The organism is Marinobacter halotolerans, from assembly GCF_008795985.1.
GTDB classification, from domain to species: domain Bacteria; phylum Pseudomonadota; class Gammaproteobacteria; order Pseudomonadales; family Oleiphilaceae; genus Marinobacter; species Marinobacter halotolerans.
Genome location: NZ_VMHP01000002.1, coordinates 541390 through 562369 on the forward strand (window position 1 = coordinate 541390; position 20980 = coordinate 562369).

A 20980-nucleotide genomic window follows, 5' to 3' on the forward strand; every position below is an offset into this window, starting at 1 on the left:
TGAAGCCTTGAGAAAAGCGTTCTGGGTTTTTCTGCTGGCGCTACTGGTGGCCGTTGTAGTGAGTTATCAATCGGAGCCAGTGCCGGTGGATCAACGGCTGATAGCCATCCACGCCCAGGAAAAACTGGATGGTTTCAGCGGGCTGAAAGACGAACCCATCGAGCTCAAGGCGGCGGTGATCGATCTGGGCGACGACCCGCTTCTGCTGCTGAAGGCTCGCGCAGCCCTGATGGTCTATCCGGAGATGGCCCGGGCCATTTTCCCTCTTTACGCTTCCGAGCCGGAGTTCCAGCGCGTGCTTCGTCTCTACGGCGAGCATGCCCTGCCGCCAATTTATTATTACCTGCGCAATTCTGTGAGCACGGTAGAGTGGATGAACAGCACATCAATCCAGTTCCGGCGGGCCCGCGACTATTTCCGCAGTCTGGGTGAGCAGTCAAGTGATACGCCATCGCAGCAGCCGGACGCTGGCCCCCTCGCACCCGCGGAGCGAGGCTGGTACGCCATTAACTTTATTGATCGTGAGGGTGCGGATTTTCTGGGGCAGTTCCAGGTGGGCCCGGATGGCGAAGTGCAGTGGATCCAGACCGAGAGGATCACCGAAGGTGTCACCGGATTTTTCACCGGCGGTATTCGCCAGCTTGAGTCCAGCTACCGTGCCGACGGAGATGTAACGGCCAGCGAGATTGGCTGGGCGTCGGTGGACGTGCTGGTTTTTGCCAGTGCGGTCAAGTTTCTTCGGGCCGGGCGCGCGGTGGCGAAAACCACCCAGGGCGCCCGGGTATCCACACGCTCAGCGGCGTTGGCGGCTCGAATGACTGGCAGCGCGAGGATTTTGCTGTCCAGCGCACGATACGCCAAATGGCCGGCGGTGATCGGGGTAGGCTACCTGGTGGTGACACACCCGAGCCTGATCAGTGATTTTTTTGCCTCCACCGCTGAGGTTCTGGGGCTGCCGCCCCTTACGATGCAGATTGCCGGTTGGTCGCTGCTTCTGATTCCCGCTTTCTACGTTCTCAGTTGGCTGCTTGTGCCATTGACCGGCCTGCTGCGGGGGCTGACCGGCCTGGTTATCTGGCTGAGAGGTCGGCGTCAGCGTGCAACGTTCTGAATCGTTTTGCGTTTTACTGGTGATGCTGATCCTGTGCGGGTGTTCGGAAAACCCGGGCGAAAGGCAGCTTAACTTCGGGCCGGGCGGCAAACCACTTGATCAGGCATCCCTCGACTGGATTGGTAGTCAGGTCTTCCACAACGAGTGCGCGGGCAAAGAAGCGTGCCTGGTGCACTGGAATCAGGGCGAAGCCTTCCCTTCTCTTGGGATAGGCCACTTCATCTGGTATCCCGCCGGTGTCGAAGGGCCGTTCGTCGAGAGCTTTCCCGCAATGATCGACTACCTGTCTGCACAGGGCGCAGATCTTCCCAGCTGGCTGGCTACCTTGCAGCCTTTTGATGCCCCGTGGGCCGATCGGCAGGCCATGCTACAAAAGTCTGATAGCGGGCAACGTGATGAGTTGCAAGACTTTCTGGCGTCGACCAAGGGCCTGCAGGCGGGTTTTCTGGTGCAGCGTGCGAACGAGTCGCTGGGTCGGATTGTGGCAGCAGTGCCCGCGGCTGAGCGGGCAGGCCTGTCGGACCGAATTCGCAGCCTGATGGCCACACCCGGCGGGGTGTATGCCCTGATTGACTATGTCAATTTCAAAGGCGAAGGGTTGGCGGCCACGGAACGCTACAAAGATGAAGGCTGGGGCCTGCTTCAGGTTCTGCAAGGCATGGACCAGGGTGAGGCGGACAGCTCGCTGCAGTCTTTTCGGGAGTCCGCTGAACGGGCGCTCACGCGGCGTGCCAATAATGCCGATAGAGCCATTGAAAAAGAACGTTGGCTGGCGGGCTGGCTGAATCGTCTGGCCTCTTACCGTGAGCCGGAATAGTATAGGCCTGAGGCATCAGGCAAGAAGCCTCACAAGGCGGAAATGCAAAGAAAAATTGCCGAAAACTGGTTGATTTCGCTTTGCGCTTCTACTTTGTAATAGAGCGTTTTGAAAGATGACCCCAAAACGCCGAAGCGTGCGCTGAACTGAGGCGTTGAGTGCACAGTTTTGTGGCCTGATTCACAAAACAGAATGGACTGAGATTAAAAAAATTAACAAAAACATTGAGATGCATTTGTGGCTCGTTAGTTGCTGGGCAGTTTGTGCTTCTCAAACCCACGGATTTCGGAGAAATGATAATGAATAAGACCAAGTCAATTGCCGCAGGTGCAGTAATGCTGTGCGGTGTCCTGGCAGTGCCATTTGCCAGTGCTGCGACAACTCTTGAAAGTGTAAAAGAAAAGGGGCACCTGCAGTGTGGCGTGACCAGCGGTCTGCCAGGCTTCTCCCAGCCGGATAGCGAGGGCAACTGGACCGGTATCGACGTTGACACCTGTCGCGCGGTTGCCGCTGCCATTTTCGGCGATGCACAGGCGGTCGAGTTTACGCCACTGACTGCCAAGGAGCGTTTTACCGCGCTGCAGTCCGGTGAGATTGACATGTTGTCCCGGAATACCACCTGGACACTGACGCGGGATGCGTCGCTTGGCCTGAACTTCGCAGGCGTTAACTACTACGACGGCCAGGGCTTCCTGATCAAGAAAGAGCTTGGTGTTAACGATGCAACGGAACTGAACGGTGCAACGATCTGTATCCAGGCAGGCACCACAACAGAGCTGAACCTGTCGGACTATTTCCGTGCCAAGGGCATGGAATACCAGCCAATCGTATTCGATACGTCTGAGCAGACCGTACAGGGCTTCGCCGCCGGTCGCTGTGACGTGCTGACTTCTGACCGTTCGCAGTTGGCGGCATTGCGTTCCAAGTTGCAGGACCCGAGTTCTGCCGAAATCCTGCCGAACACCATTTCCAAAGAGCCTCTGGGCCCCGTGGTTCGTCAGGGTGATGATCAGTGGTTCAATATCGTGAAGTGGGTTCTGTCGGCCCAGATCAATGCCGAAGAACTGGGCGTCACCAGCAGCAATGCTGACCAGATGCTGAAGTCGGACAACCCGAATATTCAGCGTCTGCTGGGTACCGATGGTGATATGGGCGCCAAGCTCGGTCTGCGTGACGATTTTGGATACCAGGCTATCAAGCTGGTTGGTAACTACGGCGAAATGTACGACCGTAACGTTGGCCCGGACACTCCGCTGGGGCTGTCTCGTGGTATCAACGCGCTGTGGACTGAAGGCGGCATCATGTACGCGCCGCCGGTTCGTTAAGACCTGAAAGCGTGCAGCGGGCTGGTCCGGATACGGGCCAGCCCGTTGTGTTCGTGATTTACTTCATCGCGGTACAGCTTTCCGGGATAATTCATGAAAAAACAGACGACTGATTCGAGGCCCTCAGGGCCCAAACCCTGGTACGACCCCCGAATACGCGCACTTTTTTTCCAGATTGTAGCCATTGCCCTTGTTTTCTGGGGCGGCTGGACACTGGTTGATAACACTCTCACCAATATGCAAAGCCGAGGCATCAGTACCGGCTTCGGATTTCTGGAAGAAACGGCAGGCTTCGGCATTATTATGTCGTTGGTGCCCTACGACGCCACCATGACTTACGGCCGAACCTTTGTGGTAGGTCTGATGAATACCTTGCTGGTCTCGGCAATGGGTATCGTCACTGCGACCATTCTCGGTTTTATCATCGGTGTTGCGCGGCTTTCCAGCAACTGGCTGGTGGCCAAGCTTGCGCTGGTCTATATCGAAGTTATTCGTAATATTCCGCTGCTTCTGCAGATCTTTTTCTGGTATTTCGCCGTGCTGGGCAGCCTGCCGTCACCGCGCCAGAGTGTGGAGGTGGCCGGCAGCCTGTTCCTGAACAATCGCGGCCTGTATCTGCCCGAGCCAATTCCCCAGGAGGGTTTTGGCCTGGTCTGGGGCTCAATTCTTGTGGCGATTGTTGCCGTGGTTGGCTTGAGTAAATGGGCAAAGAAACGCCAGCTTGCCACCGGTGAAATTTTTCCCACCTTCCGTGTAGGGCTTGCCATTGTGGTGGTTCTGCCTGTGCTGGCCTACCTGGCAGCCGGCTCTCCTATGACCTGGGACATGCCTGCGCTGAAAGGCTTTAACTTTGGCGGCGGTATCACCATCATTCCGGAGCTGGCGGCTTTGTGGGTTGCGCTGTCTCTCTATACGGCCAGCTTTATCGCCGAAATTGTTCGCTCCGGCATTCTCTCGGTCAGCAAAGGCCAGACAGAGGCCGCAAAAGCCCTGGGCCTGCCCAATGGGCGTATCCTGCGTCTGGTAGTGATCCCCCAGGCAATGCGGGTGATCATTCCGCCGCTGACCAGCCAGTATCTGAACCTGACCAAGAACTCGTCCCTGGCAACGGCCATCGGCTATCCGGATCTGGTGGCTGTGTTCATGGGCACCACCCTCAACCAGACCGGTCAGGCCGTGGAAGTGGTTGCCATTACCATGGCGGTGTATCTCACCATCAGTCTGTTAATTTCCCTGTTTATGAACATCTATAACAGGGCCGTGGCGATTAAGGAGCGATGATGGCTGAGAAAATGATGAGGCCACCAAAATTGGCCATCGGCCCTGTGGCCTGGATGCGCCAGAACCTGTTCTCCAGCTGGCATAACAGTCTGCTGACCATTGTGGTGGGTTATCTGGTAATCACCAACGTCGCGCCGCTTTTCAACTGGCTCTTTTTCGAAGCCACTTTTCGGGGCGACGAGCCCAGTGACTGCACCGGCGCCGGTGCCTGCTGGCTGTTCATTAACGAGCGGCTGAACTTCTTTATTTACGGCTTCTATCCCGACGAACTGCAGTGGCGGGTCGATGTGATGTTCGGCCTGCTGGCGGTTTCGTTTTTGCCCCAGTTCATTGAGCGCTTTCCGGGCCGGAAGTGGTTCGGGATTTTCGGCCTGACCGGGCTACCCCTGATCGGCATCTTCCTGGTTCCGGGCGGCAGTTTTGGGCTCGAAATCGTGCAAAGCAGCAAGTGGGGCGGGCTGATGCTGACGCTGATCCTGGCTTACATCGGGATACTGGCGTCGCTTCCCATCGGGATCGTGCTGGCCCTGGGCCGACGTTCGGAGATGCCGATTATCCGCGGCATCTGCGTGGTATTCATCGAAGTCTGGCGGGCGGTACCGCTGATTACTGTGCTGTTCATGGCATCGGTGATGCTGCCTCTGTTTCTGCCAGAGGGTATGAACTTTGAGAAGCTGATGCGCGCGCTGATCGGCATCACGCTCTGGCAATCGGCCTATATGGCGGAGGTGATCCGTGGTGGTCTGCAGGCGATTCCGCGCGGGCAGTACGAGGCGGCAGATGCTCTGGGCCTGGGCTACTGGAAGAAAACCGGGCTGATCATTCTGCCTCAGGCGCTCAAGATGGTCATTCCGGGCATCGTGAATACCTTCATATCCCTGTTCAAGGACACCACGCTGGTGCTGATTATCGGCCTGTTCGATATTCTCGGCACGGTGCAGTCCACAATTACCGACCCGGCCTGGCAGAACGTTGCTATTGAGGGCTATGTCTTTGTGGCCTTCTGTTTCTGGATCTTCTGCTTTGGCATCTCCCGCTACAGCCAGAACCTTGAACGTAAACTAGATACCGGTCACAAGACCTGATGGGTAACACTATGACAGAACAAACCCAGGTAACCGATTCAAATAATCCGGTGCCAAGCCAGACTGAAAACCAGCCGGATATCATCCGGGTCGAGAATATGAACAAGTGGTACGGCGATTTTCATGTGCTGCGGGATATGAATCTCAATGTCCGCCAGGGTGAGCGGATTGTGATCTGTGGACCGTCCGGTTCCGGCAAATCGACCTTTATCCGTTGCATTAACCGTCTGGAAGAGCACCAGAAGGGCAAGATCATTGTCGATAACATCGAGCTGACGGACGACGTTCGCCACATTGATACGGTGCGTCGCGAAGTCGGCATGGTGTTCCAGCACTTCAATCTGTTTCCGCATCTTACGGTGTTGGAGAACTGCTGCCTGTCGCCGATCTGGGTTCGTAAAACGCCCCGGAAAGAGGCGGAAGCGGCTGCGATGGAATATCTGGAGCGCGTGAAGATTCCGGATCAGGCTAACAAGTTCCCGGGCCAGCTCTCCGGCGGTCAGCAACAGCGGGTGGCGATTGCCCGGGCGTTGTGCATGAAGCCCAAGATCATGCTGTTTGACGAGCCCACGTCGGCGCTGGACCCTGAGATGATCAAGGAAGTGCTGGATGTCATGATTGAGCTGGCGGGCAGCGGTATGACCATGATCTGCGTGACCCACGAAATGGGTTTTGCGAAGACGGTGGCGGACCGGGTGATCTTTATGGACAGCGGGGAAATTGTTGAGGAGGCTCCGCCCCACGAGTTCTTCAACAATCCTCAGGAACCCAGAACCCAGACTTTCCTGAAGCAGATTCTGCAACACTGACTGTGGGGCTGGCCCCCGGGTGGGGGCCTTTTCTTTCGGGAAAAAGAACTCGCTGCGCTCAGACACCTTTGTTCCCTGCAGAAAAGGCCCCCACCCGGGGCCGAAATCAAGCGGTGTTGCAGGTATCTTTTTAAAGAGGATATTTTTGGAGTTTTGGTTTCTCGTCTGAAGTGACCTCCAGCCACCATACGTTTTCGTGCCAGTCGCCGAGTACGATTCGCTTTGCAGGTTCGCCATTGGCGGTCAGGTCATGTTCTGCGGGGCGATGGGTGTGGCCGTGAATCATGTGCTGAACGCCATGGGCTTCCAGTTCACGCACCACTTCGTCCGGCGTCACGTCCATGATGAATTCTTCCTTGCCCTGGTTTTTCGCCATGCTGATTTCCCGCAACTGGCGAGCCATCTGTTTGCGGTCTTCGAGGGGGCGTTGAAGAATCATCTGCTGCCATTTCGGGTCTCGCATGTTTTTGCGGAACTTCTGGTACTCCACATCCGCCGTGCACAGGCTGTCGCCGTGCATCAGCAGGTAGGGCGTGCCGTACAGGTTCACCACGGTGGGGTCATCCAGTAGCACAGCGCCGCATCGGTTGCAGTAGTCCTGACCGATCAGAAAGTCGCGGTTGCCATGCATGAAGTAGATGGCGGTTCCGCTTGCATGGACTTTGCTCAAGGCTGCGGCCACGGTTTCCTGTAGCGGCGTGTGTTCGTCATCCCCGATCCAGGCTTCAAAGAAATCACCCAGGATATAGAGCGCATCGATCCCCATGGTCTTTTTTTTCAGAAAGGCCAGGAACGCGTCAGTGATATCCGGCCGGGACTCTTCCAGGTGCAGGTCGGAAATGAAAACCGTGGTCACGCGGGCTCTCCGTCTCCGGCCACTTCTGCCTTGATGATCACGATGTCTTCCGCCGGCACGTCCTGGTGGCCATCACGCATGGTGGTGGGGACCGAGCGGATTGCGTTTACCGTGTCCTTGCTGTCGACTATTTTGCCGAACACGCAGTAGCCCCAGCCTTCGGCGTTTTTGGCGGTGTGGTCCAGAAAGCCGTTGTTCTCGACGTTGATGAAGAACTGTGCCGTTGCGGAGTGGGGGTCCATGGTGCGGGCCATGGCCACGGCGCCCTGCATGTTGCTCAGGCCGTTGTCGGCCTCGTTCTGGATGGGCTCGCGGGTTTTTCTCGGCTTCATGCCGGGCTCGAAACCGCCGCCCTGAATCATGAAGTTGCTGATGACACGGTGAAAAATCAGGCCGTCGTAGAATCCGTCGCGAACATACTGTTCGAAATTTTTGGCGGTTTCCGGGGCTTTTTCGTAATCCAGTTCGATGTTGATGTCACCGTGGGTGGTTTTCAGCAGAATCATCAGGGCTTCCTGTTAGAAATGGGACTTTTCAAGTGAGCACTATTGTACTCAAGAGTTTGCGAGTGTGCATGAGTTGAGCGGGCATTTATGCGTATAATACGCGGTTTCAGAAACATTCCGATGATTGAGACTGTATGAGCGCCGAGTCAAAGAAAGCCCATAATTTTATCGAGAGCCTGATTGGAGATGCGATTGCCGAGGGCCGGCATTCAGGCCAGGTGGTGACCCGTTTCCCGCCGGAGCCCAACGGCTACCTGCATATCGGTCACGCCAAATCGATCTGCCTGAATTTCGGTATTGCTGAAACCTTCGACGGTGTCTGCACCTTACGATTTGACGACACCAATCCGGAGAAAGAATCCCAGGAATATATTGATGCGATCAAGCAGGATGTTCACTGGCTGGGTTACGAATGGGCCGGTGAGGTGCGTTACGCGTCCGACTATTTCGACGCCATTTATGACTTCGCCGTCGAGTTGATCGAAAAGGGCAAGGCGTATGTCTGCGCTCTGACCGCCGACCAGATGGCAGAGTATCGGGGCACCCTGAAGGAGCCCGGGCAGAACAGCCCCTACCGGGACCGCCCGGTGGAGGAAAATCTGCAGATGTTCCGGGATATGCGTGACGGCAAGTACCAGAACGGTGAGCTGGTGCTTCGGGCGAAAATCGATATGGCATCCCCGAACATCAATCTGCGGGATCCGATCCTCTACCGGATTCGCTATGCCGATCACCACCAGACCGGCGACAAGTGGTGCATCTACCCGATGTACGACTTTACCCATCCGATTTCTGATGCCATGGAGGGAATCACCCATTCCCTGTGCACGCTGGAATTCGAAGACCACCGCCCACTTTACGACTGGGTGTTGGAGAACATCACCGCTCCGTGTCAACCGCGACAGATTGAATTTGCCCGGTTGAACCTGAACTACACCATCACCAGCAAGCGCAAACTCAGGCGCCTGGTGGACGAAGGCTTCGTTGACGGCTGGAATGACCCTCGTATGCCCACCATCTCCGGTATGCGCCGTCGCGGCTATACGCCGGAGTCCCTTCGTACCTTCTGCGACATGATCGGCGTGAACAAGGCCGGCGGTACGGTGGATATGGGCATGCTGGAATTTGCCATTCGCGAAGATCTCAATATCCGGGCACCCCGCGCCATGTGCGTAATGCGCCCGCTTAAGGTGACCCTGACCAACTATCCGGAAAACCAGACCGAGACCCTGGTGCTGCCGGTTCATCCCCAGAACCCGGATATGGGCGAGCGGGAAGTGATCTGGAGCCAGACCCTGTTCATCGACCGGGAAGATTTCTCCGAGGAGCCACCACGCAAGTGGAAGCGTCTGGCACCGGATCAGGCGGTGCGCCTGCGTGGCGGGTACGTCATGACCTGCCGAGAGGTTATTCGCGACCAGAATGGTGAGGTTGTCGAGCTGAAGTGTGAATACGACGCCAATACCCTGGGCGTGAACCCTGAGGGCTATAAGCCGAATGGCGTCGTGCACTGGGTGTCGGCCACCGACAGTGTTGAAACTGACATTAACCAGTACGACAGGCTGTTCAACCAGGAGTCGCCGGATGGCGATAAAGAGACTGATTTCGTGGATTCGATCAACCCCGATTCGCTGGTGGTTCTGCATGGCGCAAGAGTGGAAAAAAGTCTGGCGAACCCGAGAACCGACCTGCCGTATCAGTTTGAACGGGAGGGTTACTTCTTCTGTGATCAGGAACTGACCGCCAAGGCGGGCCGTCCTGTCTTTAACCGCACGGTGACACTCAGGGATTCATGGGGAAAGGGCAAGTGATCAGGATCTACAACACCCTCAGTCAGAAGAAGGAAGAGTTCCAGCCGATTGAGCCTGGAAAGGTTCGCATGTACGTCTGTGGCATGACGGTCTATGACTACTGTCACTTGGGGCATGCGAGGGTTCTGGTGGCGTTTGATGTGATTACCCGGTATCTGCGTCATCAGGGTTTTGACGTTCACTATGTCCGCAATATTACCGACATAGATGACAAAATCCTGCGTCGCGCGGACGAAACCGGCGAACTATACAGCGACCTTACCGAACGCATGATTGGCGCCATGCACGAGGACGAATCGAAGCTGGGGGTTTTGTCGCCAACGGAAGAGCCGCGTGCCACCGCCTTTATCAACGAAATCGTCGCCATGATTCACAAACTGGTTACCAGTGGCCATGCCTATCCGGCGGACAACGGCGACGTTTATTTTTCCGTGGAGTCCTATCCCGGGTACGGCAAGCTGAGCAAGAAGAAGCTGGAAGATCTGGTGGCGGGCGCCCGGGTAGACGTGCAGGAAGCCAAGCGCAGCCCTGCGGATTTTGTGCTCTGGAAGGCGGCGAAACCCGGCGAGGTCAGTTGGCCCTCGCCCTGGGGTGATGGCCGGCCGGGCTGGCATATCGAATGCTCAGCCATGTCCAGCTGCTGCCTGGGTGAGACCTTCGATATCCACGGTGGTGGCCCGGACCTTCTGTTTCCCCATCATGAAAACGAAATTGCCCAGTCCGAGAGTGCCAGCGGCCATACCTTTGTAAACACCTGGATGCATGCCGGGGCGATTCGTGTCAACAAGGAGAAGATGTCCAAATCCCTCGGCAACTTCTTTACCATCCGCGAAATCTTCGAAAACTATGCGCCGGAGGTGGTCCGTTACTTTCTGGTGTCCAGTCATTATCGCAGCCAGGTGGATTACTCTGAAGAGAACCTTGCCGAGGCCGGCAGGGTGCTGAACCGATTATACCAGGCCTTACGTGGCTTGGTTCCGGCGAAAGATGTACCGGTTTCAGAGCACGATCGCCAGTTTGACGACGCTATGAGTGATGACTTCAACACCGCCGGTGCCATGGCGGTACTACATAGTGTTGCCAATGAAATCAACCAGCACAGGCGTGTCGGGGACGAGACGGCAGCGTCCGAAAAGGCGGCGGTTCTGGTCAGGCTGGGCGGTCTGCTGGGGCTGCTCCAGCAGGACCCGGAGGCCTACTTCAAGGCCGGTAGCGAGGGCGAACTGAGCGCCGACGAGATTGAGTCCATGATTCAGGCAAGGGCCGACGCCCGGAAAAACCGGGAATTTGCCGAAGCCGACCGTATCCGCGACGAGCTGCTGGACAGGGGCGTGATTCTAGATGACAGCCGCGAGGGCACCAGCTGGCGGCGTGGCTAGAATCGCTGCCCGGGCTGCGCGTGCGGGAATGACCTCATAGGCAATTTCTCGTACAATACTGCCCTCTGATTATAAAGGTCCGCCGGTCATCTCTGGAGCGGGCTGTGAATACAGTAACCTACCGAGGCAAACAACGATGACAGAACGTGTACAAGTCGGCGGCCTGCAGGTCGCAAAAAATCTGCTTGATTTCATCAACAACGAAGCGATTCCCGGCACCGGCGTTGACGCTGATAAATTCTGGGCGGATTTCGATAAAATCGTCCACGAACTGGCTCCGCGGAACAAGGAATTGCTTGCCAAGCGTGATGACATCCAGGAAAAAATGGACAGCTGGAACCGTGACCACAAGGGCCAGAAGCTGGACATGGCAGAGTACAAATCCTTCCTGAAAGACATCGGCTATCTGGTTGATGAGCCCGGCGAGTTCAAGATCTCCACTTCCAACGTGGACCCGGAAGTGGCCACCATGGCCGGCCCGCAGCTCGTGGTTCCGGTGATGAACGCCCGTTTTGCCCTGAACGCAGCCAACGCCCGCTGGGGTAGCCTGTACGACGCACTATACGGCACTGATGTGATCTCCGAAGAAGACGGTGCCGAGAAAGGTCGTGGTTACAACCCTGTGCGTGGCGCGAAAGTTATCGAGTTCGCTCGCAACCTTCTGGACAGCTCCGCGCCGCTGGCATCCGGAAGCCATAAAGACGCAGCCTTGTACTCTGTTGAAGGTGGCAAGCTGGTCGTCAAGCTACAGAACGGCGAGACCACTGGTCTGAAAGACGAGTCCGGCTTTGTGGGCTACACCGGTGCCGCTGCCACGCCGACCGGCATTCTGTTGGTGAAAAACGGTATGCATTTCGAAATCCAGATCGATGCCACCCATCCGATCGGCAAGGACGATGGTGCCCATGTCAAGGATGTGCTGATGGAGTCAGCGCTGACCACAATTATGGACTGCGAGGATTCTGTTGCTGCGGTTGATGCGGACGACAAGGCATTGGCCTATCGCAACTGGCTGGGCCTGATGAAAGGCAACCTCGAGGAAACCTTCGAAAAGGGCGGTCAGCAGATGACCCGCAAGATGCACGACGACCGGACCTACAACAAGCCGGACGGCGGTGAGCTGGTTCTGAAAGGCCGCAGTCTGATGTTCGTGCGTAACGTCGGTCACCTAATGACCAACCCGGCTATCCTGCTCAAAGACGGCAGTGAAGTGCCGGAGGGCCTAATGGACGGGATCGTCACTTCGCTGATTGCCATCCACGACCTGAAGGGCAATGGCAAGCTGCAGAACAGCACCAACGGCTCTGTCTACATCGTCAAGCCGAAGATGCACGGTCCGGAGGAAGTCGCGTTCACCAACGAATTCTTCGGTCGGGTGGAAGACGCTCTGGGGCTGCCTGCATTCACTCTGAAAGTGGGCATTATGGACGAAGAGCGCCGCACAACGGTGAACCTGAAAGCCTGTATCAATGCGGCCAAAGAGCGCGCCGTGTTCATCAACACCGGTTTCCTGGACCGCACCGGCGACGAGATCCACACGTCTATGGAGCTGGGTCCGTTTATCCGCAAGGGCGCAATGAAGCAGGCGACCTGGATCCAGGCCTACGAGCAGTGGAACGTGGATATCGGCCTGGAGACCGGTTTCCGTGGCGTGGCGCAGATTGGTAAAGGCATGTGGGCCATGCCTGACCTGATGGCGGGCATGCTGGAAGCCAAGATCGGCCATCCGAAAGCCGGCGCAAACACCGCCTGGGTGCCGTCGCCGACCGCTGCCACCCTGCACGCGACTCACTATCACCAGGTCAGCGTTGCGGACATCCAGAAAGAGCTGGAAAGCCGCACTCGTGCTAATCTGGACGACATCCTGACTGTGCCTGTGATGGACGATCCGAAGTCTCTGTCTGCGGACGACATCCAGCAGGAGCTGGACAACAACGCCCAGGGTATTCTGGGTTATGTGGTTCGCTGGATCGACAGTGGTGTTGGCTGCTCCAAAGTACCGGACATCAACGATGTGGGCCTGATGGAAGACCGCGCGACACTGCGGATAGCTTCCCAGCTGCTGACCAACTGGCTCTATCATGGCATCTGCACGGAAGAGCAGATTCACGAAACCATGAAGCGCATGGCGGCGGTAGTGGATCGCCAGAACGCCAACGATCCGAGTTATCGCGCCATGGCTCCGGACTTTGACAGCAGCATTGCCTTCCAGGCAGCGATGGACCTTGTCCTGAAAGGTCGCGAGCAACCCAATGGCTACACCGAGCCGCTCCTGCACGCCTACCGCCTGAAAGCCAAAGAGAAATTCGGCCAGTAAGTTCCGGTTGTGTATGAAAAATACCCGCCTTCACGGCGGGTTTTTTTATGCGCGAACAATAAGTTTTTCAGTACTGAGAGCCAGGTCACCCTTTGCTCCAGTTCGGGTTTCAGTTCACGTTAAGTATTGGTATTAAAACAAACCTCTGGATTGAAATCGTGAAATGACGAGGAGAAAGCGAGTCATGGCTGAAAGGCGCCGGCGTAAAAGATTGCCGTGGATATCCATGCAGGCCCAGGTGCGGGTGAAAAAGAGCATGATTTCCAGCGAATGGGTGTCTGTTGAGGTGGTGGATTACAACAGTCTGGGCATGGGTATTCGTCCACCGCAATCGCTGGCAAAGAGTCTGCAAAAACAGGGCACGATCCAGTTGAGCCTGCGACTGGAGACCGAAGTGGGCGAGATTACCGCTGACCGGGTCAGCGCGAAGGTACGGCATATTGCAGAGGAATCCGGTGCCGCGTTCGTCGGCATTGAGTTCGAGCAGGACAGCAAGGCGTCACTTAAGGAATCGCTGGAGCGTATCGAAAGCATCCTGAACCGGCACCAGCATCTGTCTAACAGAATCTATTCAGACAGCAGGGAAGGCTCCTGATAGGCGCCCGGCCTTGCCGCCGCCGGTGCGCTAGTCCCGATGAAGCTCGTTGGCCGCGTAAAGCGTATTCTGCAGCAAAGTGGCGATGGTCATCGGGCCAACGCCCCCCGGCACGGGCGTTATGTAGGCCGCGCGCTCTGCCGCCGCAGCGAAATCCACATCACCGTGAAGCTTGCCATCCTCAAGACGGTTGATTCCGACGTCGATCACGGTTGCCCCCGGCTTTACCCATTCGCCCTTGATCAGTCCCGGCTTTCCGGCTGCAGCGATCAGAATGTCTGCGTCACCCACGAACTTCTCAAGATCCTTGGTGAACCGGTGGCAGATAGTCACGGTGGCGCCCTTGAGTAGCAACTCCATCGTCATAGGGCGACCAACAATGTTGGAAGCGCCAACGATAACCGCGTGCTGGCCTTTATAGGGGGTTCCGATGCTGTCCAGCAGGGTGATGACCCCAGCCGGCGTGCAAGGCCTGAGGGCCGGTTTGCGTTGCATCAGGCGACCGATGTTGTAGGGGTGAAAGCCGTCCACGTCCTTGTCAGGGCGAATTTTTACCAGTATCGGGTCGGCATCCAGGTGCGAGGGCAGCGGCAGCTGAACGAGGATACCGTCCACATCGCCATTTTCGTTCAGCTCGTCAACCAGTGCCTCGAGAGCTTCCTGAGACGTGTCAGCCGGCAGGTCGTATGACAGTGACAGAATGCCTGCCTGGTCACAGGCCTTGCGTTTGTTGCCGACGTAAACCCGGGAGGCGGCGTCGTCGCCCACCAGAACCACGGCCAGGCCGGGTGGTCTGAGGCCCTGGGCACGGCGGGCTTCGGTTCCGGCGGCGACTTGCTGGCGTACGCTGGCGGCGATGTCTTTTCCATTGATGAGTTCAGCGGTCATGTCTTTGTCTTGTCGGTTGTGCGAGAATAAAGAGGCGGCGCATTGTCTCACGGTTACCCTTTCCAGCCAATCGCCACAGTAAATGGTAAAAGCGTGTTGACGGAGAGGTTCGGCGTCGGTAATATTCGCGCCAACTTTGCTGAGGTATCTGTTGTTCAGTTCAGACGGGGTATAGCGCAGTCTGGTAGCGCGCCTGCTTTGGGAGCAGGATGTCGGGAGTTCGAATCTCTCTACCCCGACCACTTTCTGGTCAGTCCGGATGGTTGAACCGATAGACAGTTGAACAGTCAGGTGGGCGAACGGTTTTATGCGCCCGTAGCTCAGCTGGATAGAGCATCGGCCTTCTAAGCCGGTGGTCGCAGGTTCGAGTCCTGCCGGGCGCGCCATACCGCAGACGGTTTGATCCGTCCCGGGGACACCGAATAAGCAAAGTTAACCTGAAATACCTGCTGGGGTCTTCCCAGCGGCAGTCTGAATAATGTGGTGGGCGTAGCTCAGTTGGTAGAGCTCAGGATTGTGACTCCTGCGGTCGAGGGTTCGATCCCCTTCGTCCACCCCAATTTTTCCTGATATTCGCGGATGTGGCGGAACTGGTAGACGCGCCAGATTTAGGTTCTGGTACCGAGAGGTGTGGGGGTTCGATTCCCTCCATCCGCACCATAATTAAAGCCTCTCAGGTTACCCTGGAGAGGCTTTTTTTGTGTCTGTATACCGCTCACTCAGTAACCGGCGACACAACCGTCGCTGCGGGGGTCGGCGGCACCTTCGATAACGCCATCCGGTTTGAGTACCAGCGCGCCAGCATGCCCCATGGTGTCACTGAAGGCCTCGCCCAGCTCTTCCACGTCGTGCCCGGCTAGTTTTAGCCGGCTGATCAGGTCCGGGTCAAAGCGGCTCTCAAACTTCAGGGTTGTGGTGGTGTCTCCCCAGGTGCGCCCGAGCAGCCAGCGTGGCGCAGTAACGGCCTGTTGAAGCGGTTGATTGAACAGGCCGTATCGGCTGAAGATCATCGCCTGGGTCTGTGGTTGCCCCTCGCCACCCATGGTGCCATAGCTCATGATGCGGCCATCGTCGAAGTGCGCCAGAGCGGGATTCAAGGTGTGAAAGGGTTTGCGACCCGGCTCAAGGGCCTGGAGTGCGGCTGGATCCAGTGAGAAGCTGGTGCCGCGATTTTGCCAGTTCACGCCCGTATTCTTGAGCACAACGCCGGACCCGAATTCCCAGAAGATGCTCTGGATGAAGCTGACTGCGCGTCCTGCCGAATCGATACATCCCATCCAGATGGTGTCGCCCGGATTCGCCGGCTCGGGCCAGGGCAGCGCCACCTGACGATCGATGCGGGCGGCCAGTGAAGCCAGTTTTTCAGTGGTCAGATAGGTCTGTGGCAGTTCCGGCAGTCGGTCGGGGTCGGTGACGAGCCGGTCTCGGACCCGAAATGCCTGCTTAGTGGATTCCACCAGGCCATGGATGTAATCAAAACCTTCCGCCTCCGCGACATTCAACTGGTCAAAAATGCCCAGGATGATCAGCGAGGCCAGGCCCTGAGTGGGCGGAGGCAGGTTGAAAATGCGGGCGCCGCGGAGTTTCGTCTGCAGGGGTTCGACAAGCATGGCCTGATAGGCTGCGAGGTCTTCGGCAGTGATCGGGCTGCCCAGTTGGGAAAGTTCGTCACCCATGGCCTTGCCGAGTTCGCCGCGATAGAAATCGTCCAGACCGGCCCGCGCAAGCTGTTCCAGGGTCGACGCCAGCACGGGTTGCGTCATCAGGCTGCCGGGTGGAGGTACCGTCCCGCCCGGCGCGAACGCGTCAAAGAAGCCCGGAGCTTCATCCATCTGATGGGCTTTTTCCGCCGTCAGCCTGGCCTGGCTTTCAGTCACGATAATACCGGCGCTGGCCTGGTCTATTGCCGGCGCGAGCAATCGCGCCAGGGGCAGCGGCTTGCCCCAGCCGGCCGATACGTCCAGTGCCTTCTGCCAGCCGGCGATGGTTCCGGCACTGGTCAGCGCCGCCATCGGTCCGCGGGCGGGAATCTGGTCATGACCTGGGTAGAAATCGCGTGTGGCGGCTTTTGCGGCACGTCCGCAGGCGTCAATAGCGACAGGCGCTTTGCCGGGCTCGTGAATCAGCCAGAAACCGTCGCCGCCGATGGAATTCATGTGGGGATAGACGGTGGCAATCGAGGCCGCGGCAGCAACCATGGCTTCCACGGCGTTGCCGCCGTCTTTCAGCACGTCACGACCGACAAGTGCGGCCTCATGATGGGGGGCGACAAACATGCCATTCTTGGAGTAGACGGTTTTTAGCATTTTGGGGTCTCCGGATGGTTTGTTCTGCGTTATGCACAGGATCTTTGGTTATGCTCGCCCCGGTCACATGACAATGCCGTAGAACATGCGAAGCGACGTGATGAAAAGAAACAGCGCAAATAGTTGCTTCAGAAGGCTGGCATTGATGGCGTGCGCAATCCTTGCGCCCACAGGTGCCATCAGCATGGTAGCCGGTACAATGAGCGCGAGTCCGATCAGGTTGACGTAACCCAGGGTCAGTGGCGGTCTTGCCTCGACGCCGATGCCATTAAACAGAAAGGCCATTGCACCGGGTACGCTGATGACGAAGCCCATTGCTGCACCGGTGCCGACGGCATTGATCATGGGCACTCGCAACGCGCTTAGAATCGGCACGCTCAGCGTGCCCCCGCCAATGCCCATCAGCGTAGATACCCCGCCGATAAAAACGCCCAGGGCGCCGGAGCCTGCCGGCCCGGGTAAGCCGTCTCTGACGCTGAATCCATCTTTTTTAAACGCCATGTTCAGTGCCACCAGTAGGGCAATCACCGCGAAGATCGCGGTCAAAACTTGCCCGCTCAGAACGCCGCTGAGAATGGCCCCGATGGCTACGCCGATGATCACCCCGGGAATCAGCTTTTTCAGAATGCCAGGGTCGAGGCTCCCGCGGTTGTAGTGCGACCGTGATGAAATGATGGAGGTGGGAATGATGGTCGCCAGCGAGGTGCCCACCGCGACGTGCATGCGTACAGCCTCGTCAATGCCCAGAAATGTGAACAGATGGTAGAGTACCGGCACAATCACAATGCCGCCCCCGACGCCCAGCAAGCCTGCCATCAGGCCGGCAATGATCCCGGTAGCCATAAGCGACAGAGCCAGACCTAACAGCCAGCCTGTGGAATAATCCGCAAAAAAATCCATGAACTTGATCCTGTTTTTAAAGGTACTACCAGCCGATGGCTTCCGGGAGCCAGGTGGCCACGGACGGGAATTGAAAGAGTACTACGAGCGCAAGGAGTTGCAAGGCTACAAAAGGCAAGGCGCCGACATATATATCCCGTGTGGTGATGCCCTTGGGGGCCACACCTTTCAGGAAAAACAACGCCCAGCCAAAGGGTGGTGTCAGGAATGATATCTGCCGGTTCATTGCCACCATGATGGTGAGCCACACCATATCGGTTTCATAGTTCATGAACACGGGCAGAAACATCGGCAAGGCGATGTAGGAAATCTCGATCCATTCGAGGAAAAAACCCAGCACAAACAACAGGGCCATCAGGAACAGGATGGCGCCGAATTCGCCGCCCGGTGACCAGCGCAATCAGCAGGGCGCCCAGGGCACCCATGGATGCAGCCTCCGTGGGTGCAGCGATGCCACCGACAATTGAACCGAGCACGGCAATGACCAGAAACTTCCACCATGGCCTGGACTCGGTCGCGGGCGTGGGAGCGGGAGACGTTGAGCTGGCGGGCAATATCGGCAAACGAAGCGCGCCCGTCTTTGATGAGCAGGTTGAGCAAGGCGGTGTCTAGATCTTTCACAAGTGGGTCACCGGTAAAGAGAATAAAAATGGCTTAGCGACGGCCAAGGCGCCATCTTTGTTTGTTCCTGCACAGACAAACGATCCGACCGGACGCAGACGATTCTCTCTGCCGGTTAAATCATGATAAACTGTCGCACTTTATTTTTGAGCGCCTTCCGGACATGTCTGAAGGTTTGGGAAATAAGCTTCAATTTCATTCACATACAGCATCTGTAATTTGAGGATCTTCCATGCAAGCGTCTCTTGAAACGACTTCCAACATTGAACGTCGCCTGACGGTCAGTGTGCCCGCGCAGGAAATTGACCAGGCAGTGCAGGCTCGTCTGCAGGAAACGGCACGTACCGTCAAGATGAACGGTTTCCGTCCGGGCAAGGTTCCCATGAGTGTGGTCAAGCGTCGTTTCGGAGCCAGTGTGCGCCAGGAAATCGTAGGTGAAGTCATGCGAGACAACTACGTCAAGGCGATCCAGGAGCAGGACGTCAACCCGGCAGGCTGGCCGCGTTTCGAGCCTAAGACCATGGAAGAGGGTAAAGACCTCGAGTTCGTGGCCATTTTTGAAGTGCTGCCGGAAATCGAGCTGGGCGATTTCGGCACGATCTCTGTCGAGAAGCCGGTTGCCGAGATTGGCGAGAAAGACGTCGACAACATGATTGATAACCTGCGTCGTCAGCAGGCCACCATGAAGTCCGTCAAGCGCAAGTCCAAGAACAAGGACGTCGTGCTGATCGATTTCAAGGGTTTTGTGGACGGCGAAGAATTCGAAGGTGGTGCTGCCGAAAACCACAAGCTGACGCTGGGTTCAGGCCAGATGATCCCGGGCTTTGAGAAAGGCATCGTGGGCGGTAAAGCCGGTGAAGAGCTGGAAATCGAGGTGACCTTCCCCGAGGACTACCAGAACGAAGAGCTGGCGGGCAAGCCGGCCAAGTTCGAAATCAAGATCAATGACGTTCAGGAGCCACAGCTGCCGGAACTGAACACCGAATTCTTCGAGAAGTTTGGCATCCAGGCGGAAGACGAAGCGGCTTTCCGTGCGGAAGTTCAGAAAAATATGGAACGCGAGCTCAAACAGGCGGTCTCTAACAAGGTCAAGAACGACGTGGTTGAAGGCCTGCTGGAGAGCACCGAAGTGGAGGTGCCGGCGGCATTGACCGATCAGGAAATCGATCGTCTGCGTAAAGATGCGGTTCAGCGTTTTGGTGGTCAGGTAGATTTCCAGCAGTTGCCAAAGGAAATTTTTGAAGAGCAGGCCAAGCGCCGGGTCAAGACTGGCCTGCTGTTCCAGGAAGTCGTCAAGAAAAACGACCTGAAGGCAGATGAGGCGAAAGTTGACGAGAAGATCCAGGAGATCGCGTCAACGTATGAACAGCCAGAGGAAGTTATCGCCCACTTCAACAGCAGCCCCGAGCAGAAGCAGCAGATTGAGTCTGCGGTGCTTGAGGATGCGGTCGTTGATCTGATTCTTGAACAGGCCAAGGTCAAGGAAAAGAAGATGAAGTATGAAGAAGCCATTCAGGCCGGCCAGCAGCAACAGGGCTGAGACCGTTCGCCGGCATAATTTGCTGGTGCGCTTGAAATCACGAACAGCCGGCACGTCCGGCTGTTTTCATCTCGCGCCCTTACTGGCAGAGTATGTGAACAGATTGCACGAGAACGCTGTGGCAGATAACGGCCACTTCCATTGTACTTAAGGAGCTCACGCGCACCATGACGCAAAATCCAATTGATGGTCCCGCAATGGTTACCAATTCCGGTCTGGTTCCGATGGTTATCGAGCAGACTGCCCGGGGCGAGCGCTCATTTGACATCTACTCTCGCCTGTTGAAAGAGCGGGTGATCTTTATGGTGGGTCAGGTGGAAGACCACATGGCCAACCTGATCGTGGCCCAGCTGTTGTTTCTGGAATCGGAAAATCCGGACAAAGATATCCATCTCTATATCAACAGCCCTGGAGGTTCGGTCACGGCCGGCATGTCGATCTACGACACCATGCAGTTCATCAAGCCCGATGTGGCGACCCTCTGTGTAGGTCAGGCCGCCAGCATGGGCGCGTTCCTGCTGGCAGGCGGTGCCGAGGGCAAGCGGGCGTGTCTTCCCAATTCCCGCATGATGATCCATCAGCCGCTGGGTGGTTATCAGGGTCAGGCGACGGATATCGAGATCCATACCCGTGAGATTCTCAAGATCCGCAACACCCTGAACACCATTCTTGCCAGGCATACCGGTCAGGATCTGGAGACGATTGCGAAGGATACCGATCGCGATAATTTCATGGATCCGCAGCAGGCAAAGGACTATGGCCTGATCGATTCAATACTTGATAAGCGCACACCTAATCAATAATACTGGAAGGTGATCGCATCATTCCCTGCC

At 56.8% G+C, this 20980-nt stretch carries 18 protein-coding genes, 4 tRNA genes and 2 pseudogenes; 16 read left to right on the forward strand and 8 right to left on the reverse strand.

Going from position 1 to position 20980, the window contains the following annotated elements:
• The first annotated feature begins 7 nt into the window (after positions 1-7).
• From FPL19_RS12815 to FPL19_RS12840, 6 genes are all read left to right on the forward strand, one after another.
• Complete coding sequence (locus FPL19_RS12815) at positions 8-1111, forward strand: hypothetical protein (protein WP_150912950.1); 1104 nt, start codon at positions 8-10, stop codon at positions 1109-1111.
• Entirely contained in the window at positions 1098-1928 is an 831-nt protein-coding gene (locus tag FPL19_RS12820; RefSeq protein WP_225314413.1) for a hypothetical protein, read from the forward strand. Before FPL19_RS12815 ends, FPL19_RS12820 begins: the two co-directional genes overlap by 14 nt.
• 293 nt (positions 1929-2221) lie before the next feature.
• Entirely contained in the window at positions 2222-3253 is a 1032-nt protein-coding gene (locus FPL19_RS12825; protein WP_404802824.1) for an amino acid ABC transporter substrate-binding protein, read from the forward strand.
• Between the two features lie 93 nt (positions 3254-3346).
• Positions 3347-4534 carry an amino acid ABC transporter permease gene (locus FPL19_RS12830; RefSeq protein ID WP_150912952.1) on the forward strand — a complete coding sequence of 396 codons (1188 nt, stop codon included), beginning with the start codon at positions 3347-3349 and terminating at the stop codon, positions 4532-4534.
• Entirely contained in the window at positions 4534-5619 is a 1086-nt protein-coding gene (locus FPL19_RS12835; protein ID WP_150912953.1) for an amino acid ABC transporter permease, read from the forward strand. The genes FPL19_RS12830 and FPL19_RS12835 overlap by 1 nt, the downstream gene beginning before the upstream one ends.
• A gap of 98 nt (positions 5620-5717) precedes the next feature.
• On the forward strand, positions 5718-6428 hold the full coding sequence (locus tag FPL19_RS12840) for an amino acid ABC transporter ATP-binding protein (RefSeq protein WP_263656808.1): 711 nt from the start codon (positions 5718-5720) through the stop codon (positions 6426-6428).
• Between the two features lie 130 nt (positions 6429-6558).
• Here the strand turns inward: FPL19_RS12840 and FPL19_RS12845 are convergent, their stop codons facing one another.
• Both FPL19_RS12845 and FPL19_RS12850 read right to left on the reverse strand, forming a co-directional pair.
• Positions 6559-7284, reverse strand: a complete 726-nt coding sequence (locus tag FPL19_RS12845) for a UDP-2,3-diacylglucosamine diphosphatase (protein ID WP_150912954.1) — start codon at positions 7282-7284, stop codon at positions 6559-6561.
• The gene (locus FPL19_RS12850; protein WP_150912955.1) at positions 7281-7790 is read right to left on the reverse strand and encodes a peptidylprolyl isomerase; all 510 of its coding nucleotides are present in this window, start codon (positions 7788-7790) and stop codon (positions 7281-7283) included. The genes FPL19_RS12845 and FPL19_RS12850 overlap by 4 nt, the downstream gene beginning before the upstream one ends.
• Before the next feature lie 134 nt (positions 7791-7924).
• Between FPL19_RS12850 and FPL19_RS12855 the strand changes: the two genes are divergently transcribed.
• The 4 genes from FPL19_RS12855 to FPL19_RS12870 all read left to right on the forward strand — a co-directional run bounded on the left by FPL19_RS12855 (position 7925) and on the right by FPL19_RS12870 (position 13892).
• Positions 7925-9601, forward strand: a complete 1677-nt coding sequence (locus FPL19_RS12855) for a glutamine--tRNA ligase/YqeY domain fusion protein (protein WP_150912956.1) — start codon at positions 7925-7927, stop codon at positions 9599-9601.
• Positions 9583-10980, forward strand: coding sequence for a cysteine--tRNA ligase (cysS, locus tag FPL19_RS12860; RefSeq protein ID WP_225314414.1), 1398 nt, complete (start codon positions 9583-9585; stop codon positions 10978-10980). The genes FPL19_RS12855 and cysS overlap by 19 nt, the downstream gene beginning before the upstream one ends.
• A gap of 136 nt (positions 10981-11116) precedes the next feature.
• Complete coding sequence (locus FPL19_RS12865; RefSeq protein ID WP_150912958.1) at positions 11117-13297, forward strand: malate synthase G; 2181 nt, start codon at positions 11117-11119, stop codon at positions 13295-13297.
• 184 nt (positions 13298-13481) lie between these two features.
• Positions 13482-13892, forward strand: coding sequence for a PilZ domain-containing protein (locus FPL19_RS12870; RefSeq protein ID WP_150912959.1), 411 nt, complete (start codon positions 13482-13484; stop codon positions 13890-13892).
• A 30-nt stretch (positions 13893-13922) separates the two neighbouring features.
• Here the strand turns inward: FPL19_RS12870 and folD are convergent, their stop codons facing one another.
• The gene (gene folD / locus FPL19_RS12875) at positions 13923-14780 is read right to left on the reverse strand and encodes a bifunctional methylenetetrahydrofolate dehydrogenase/methenyltetrahydrofolate cyclohydrolase FolD (RefSeq protein ID WP_150912960.1); all 858 of its coding nucleotides are present in this window, start codon (positions 14778-14780) and stop codon (positions 13923-13925) included.
• Positions 14781-14945: 165 nt separating this feature from the next.
• Between folD and FPL19_RS12880 the strand changes: the two genes are divergently transcribed.
• The 4 genes from FPL19_RS12880 (at position 14946) to FPL19_RS12895 (ending at position 15440) form a co-directional block, all read left to right on the forward strand.
• Positions 14946-15022 (forward strand) — tRNA-Pro (locus tag FPL19_RS12880).
• 67 nt (positions 15023-15089) lie between these two features.
• Positions 15090-15166: transfer RNA gene (locus FPL19_RS12885), tRNA-Arg, on the forward strand.
• A gap of 97 nt (positions 15167-15263) precedes the next feature.
• Positions 15264-15339: transfer RNA gene (locus tag FPL19_RS12890), tRNA-His, on the forward strand.
• 16 nt (positions 15340-15355) lie between these two features.
• Positions 15356-15440, forward strand: a tRNA-Leu gene (locus FPL19_RS12895).
• A 59-nt stretch (positions 15441-15499) separates the two neighbouring features.
• On the opposite strand, the gene FPL19_RS12900 is transcribed toward FPL19_RS12895, so the two are convergent.
• The 5 genes and pseudogenes from FPL19_RS12900 to FPL19_RS17850 form a co-directional block, all read right to left on the reverse strand.
• Entirely contained in the window at positions 15500-17086 is a 1587-nt protein-coding gene (locus FPL19_RS12900) for a gamma-glutamyltransferase family protein (protein WP_150912961.1), read from the reverse strand.
• 63 nt (positions 17087-17149) lie between these two features.
• A complete protein-coding gene (locus FPL19_RS12905; protein ID WP_150912962.1) occupies positions 17150-17986 on the reverse strand; it encodes a sulfite exporter TauE/SafE family protein in 837 nt (278 codons plus the stop codon).
• Between the two features lie 25 nt (positions 17987-18011).
• Positions 18012-18386 carry a TRAP transporter large permease subunit gene (locus FPL19_RS12910; RefSeq protein WP_150912963.1) on the reverse strand — a complete coding sequence of 125 codons (375 nt, stop codon included), beginning with the start codon at positions 18384-18386 and terminating at the stop codon, positions 18012-18014.
• A gap of 16 nt (positions 18387-18402) precedes the next feature.
• Positions 18403-18462, reverse strand: a pseudogene (locus FPL19_RS17750) (hypothetical protein); the annotation flags it as partial.
• A gap of 73 nt (positions 18463-18535) precedes the next feature.
• Positions 18536-18607, reverse strand: a pseudogene (locus FPL19_RS17850) (AsnC family transcriptional regulator); the annotation flags it as partial.
• A gap of 232 nt (positions 18608-18839) precedes the next feature.
• Here FPL19_RS17850 and tig point away from each other — a divergent pair.
• Positions 18840-20147 (forward strand): trigger factor, encoded by a 1308-nt coding sequence (gene tig / locus FPL19_RS12920; RefSeq protein ID WP_150912965.1) that lies wholly within the window; start codon positions 18840-18842, stop codon positions 20145-20147.
• A gap of 167 nt (positions 20148-20314) precedes the next feature.
• Positions 20315-20950 (forward strand): ATP-dependent Clp endopeptidase proteolytic subunit ClpP, encoded by a 636-nt coding sequence (gene clpP, locus FPL19_RS12925; protein WP_150912966.1) that lies wholly within the window; start codon positions 20315-20317, stop codon positions 20948-20950.
• Positions 20951-20980: the final 30 nt, after the last annotated feature.

Bases quoted from the DNA above. Each gene is read 5' to 3' on its own strand.
- FPL19_RS12825 (WP_404802824.1), top strand. From the start codon at position 2,222: ATGATAATGAATAAGACCAAGTCAATTGCCGCAGGTGCAGTAATGCTG.
- FPL19_RS12830 (WP_150912952.1), top strand. From the start codon at position 3,347: ATGAAAAAACAGACGACTGATTCGAGGCCCTCAGGGCCCAAACCCTGG.
- FPL19_RS12835 (WP_150912953.1), top strand. From the start codon at position 4,534: ATGGCTGAGAAAATGATGAGGCCACCAAAATTGGCCATCGGCCCTGTG.
- FPL19_RS12840 (WP_263656808.1), top strand. From the start codon at position 5,718: ATGAACAAGTGGTACGGCGATTTTCATGTGCTGCGGGATATGAATCTC.
- FPL19_RS12850 (WP_150912955.1), bottom strand. From the start codon at position 7,790: ATGATTCTGCTGAAAACCACCCACGGTGACATCAACATCGAACTGGAT.
- FPL19_RS12855 (WP_150912956.1), top strand. From the start codon at position 7,925: ATGAGCGCCGAGTCAAAGAAAGCCCATAATTTTATCGAGAGCCTGATT.
- cysS (WP_225314414.1), top strand. From the start codon at position 9,583: ATGGGGAAAGGGCAAGTGATCAGGATCTACAACACCCTCAGTCAGAAG.
- FPL19_RS12865 (WP_150912958.1), top strand. From the start codon at position 11,117: ATGACAGAACGTGTACAAGTCGGCGGCCTGCAGGTCGCAAAAAATCTG.
- FPL19_RS12870 (WP_150912959.1), top strand. From the start codon at position 13,482: ATGGCTGAAAGGCGCCGGCGTAAAAGATTGCCGTGGATATCCATGCAG.
- folD (WP_150912960.1), bottom strand. From the start codon at position 14,780: ATGACCGCTGAACTCATCAATGGAAAAGACATCGCCGCCAGCGTACGC.
- FPL19_RS12900 (WP_150912961.1), bottom strand. From the start codon at position 17,086: ATGCTAAAAACCGTCTACTCCAAGAATGGCATGTTTGTCGCCCCCCAT.
- FPL19_RS12905 (WP_150912962.1), bottom strand. From the start codon at position 17,986: ATGGATTTTTTTGCGGATTATTCCACAGGCTGGCTGTTAGGTCTGGCT.
- tig (WP_150912965.1), top strand. From the start codon at position 18,840: ATGCAAGCGTCTCTTGAAACGACTTCCAACATTGAACGTCGCCTGACG.
- clpP (WP_150912966.1), top strand. From the start codon at position 20,315: ATGACGCAAAATCCAATTGATGGTCCCGCAATGGTTACCAATTCCGGT.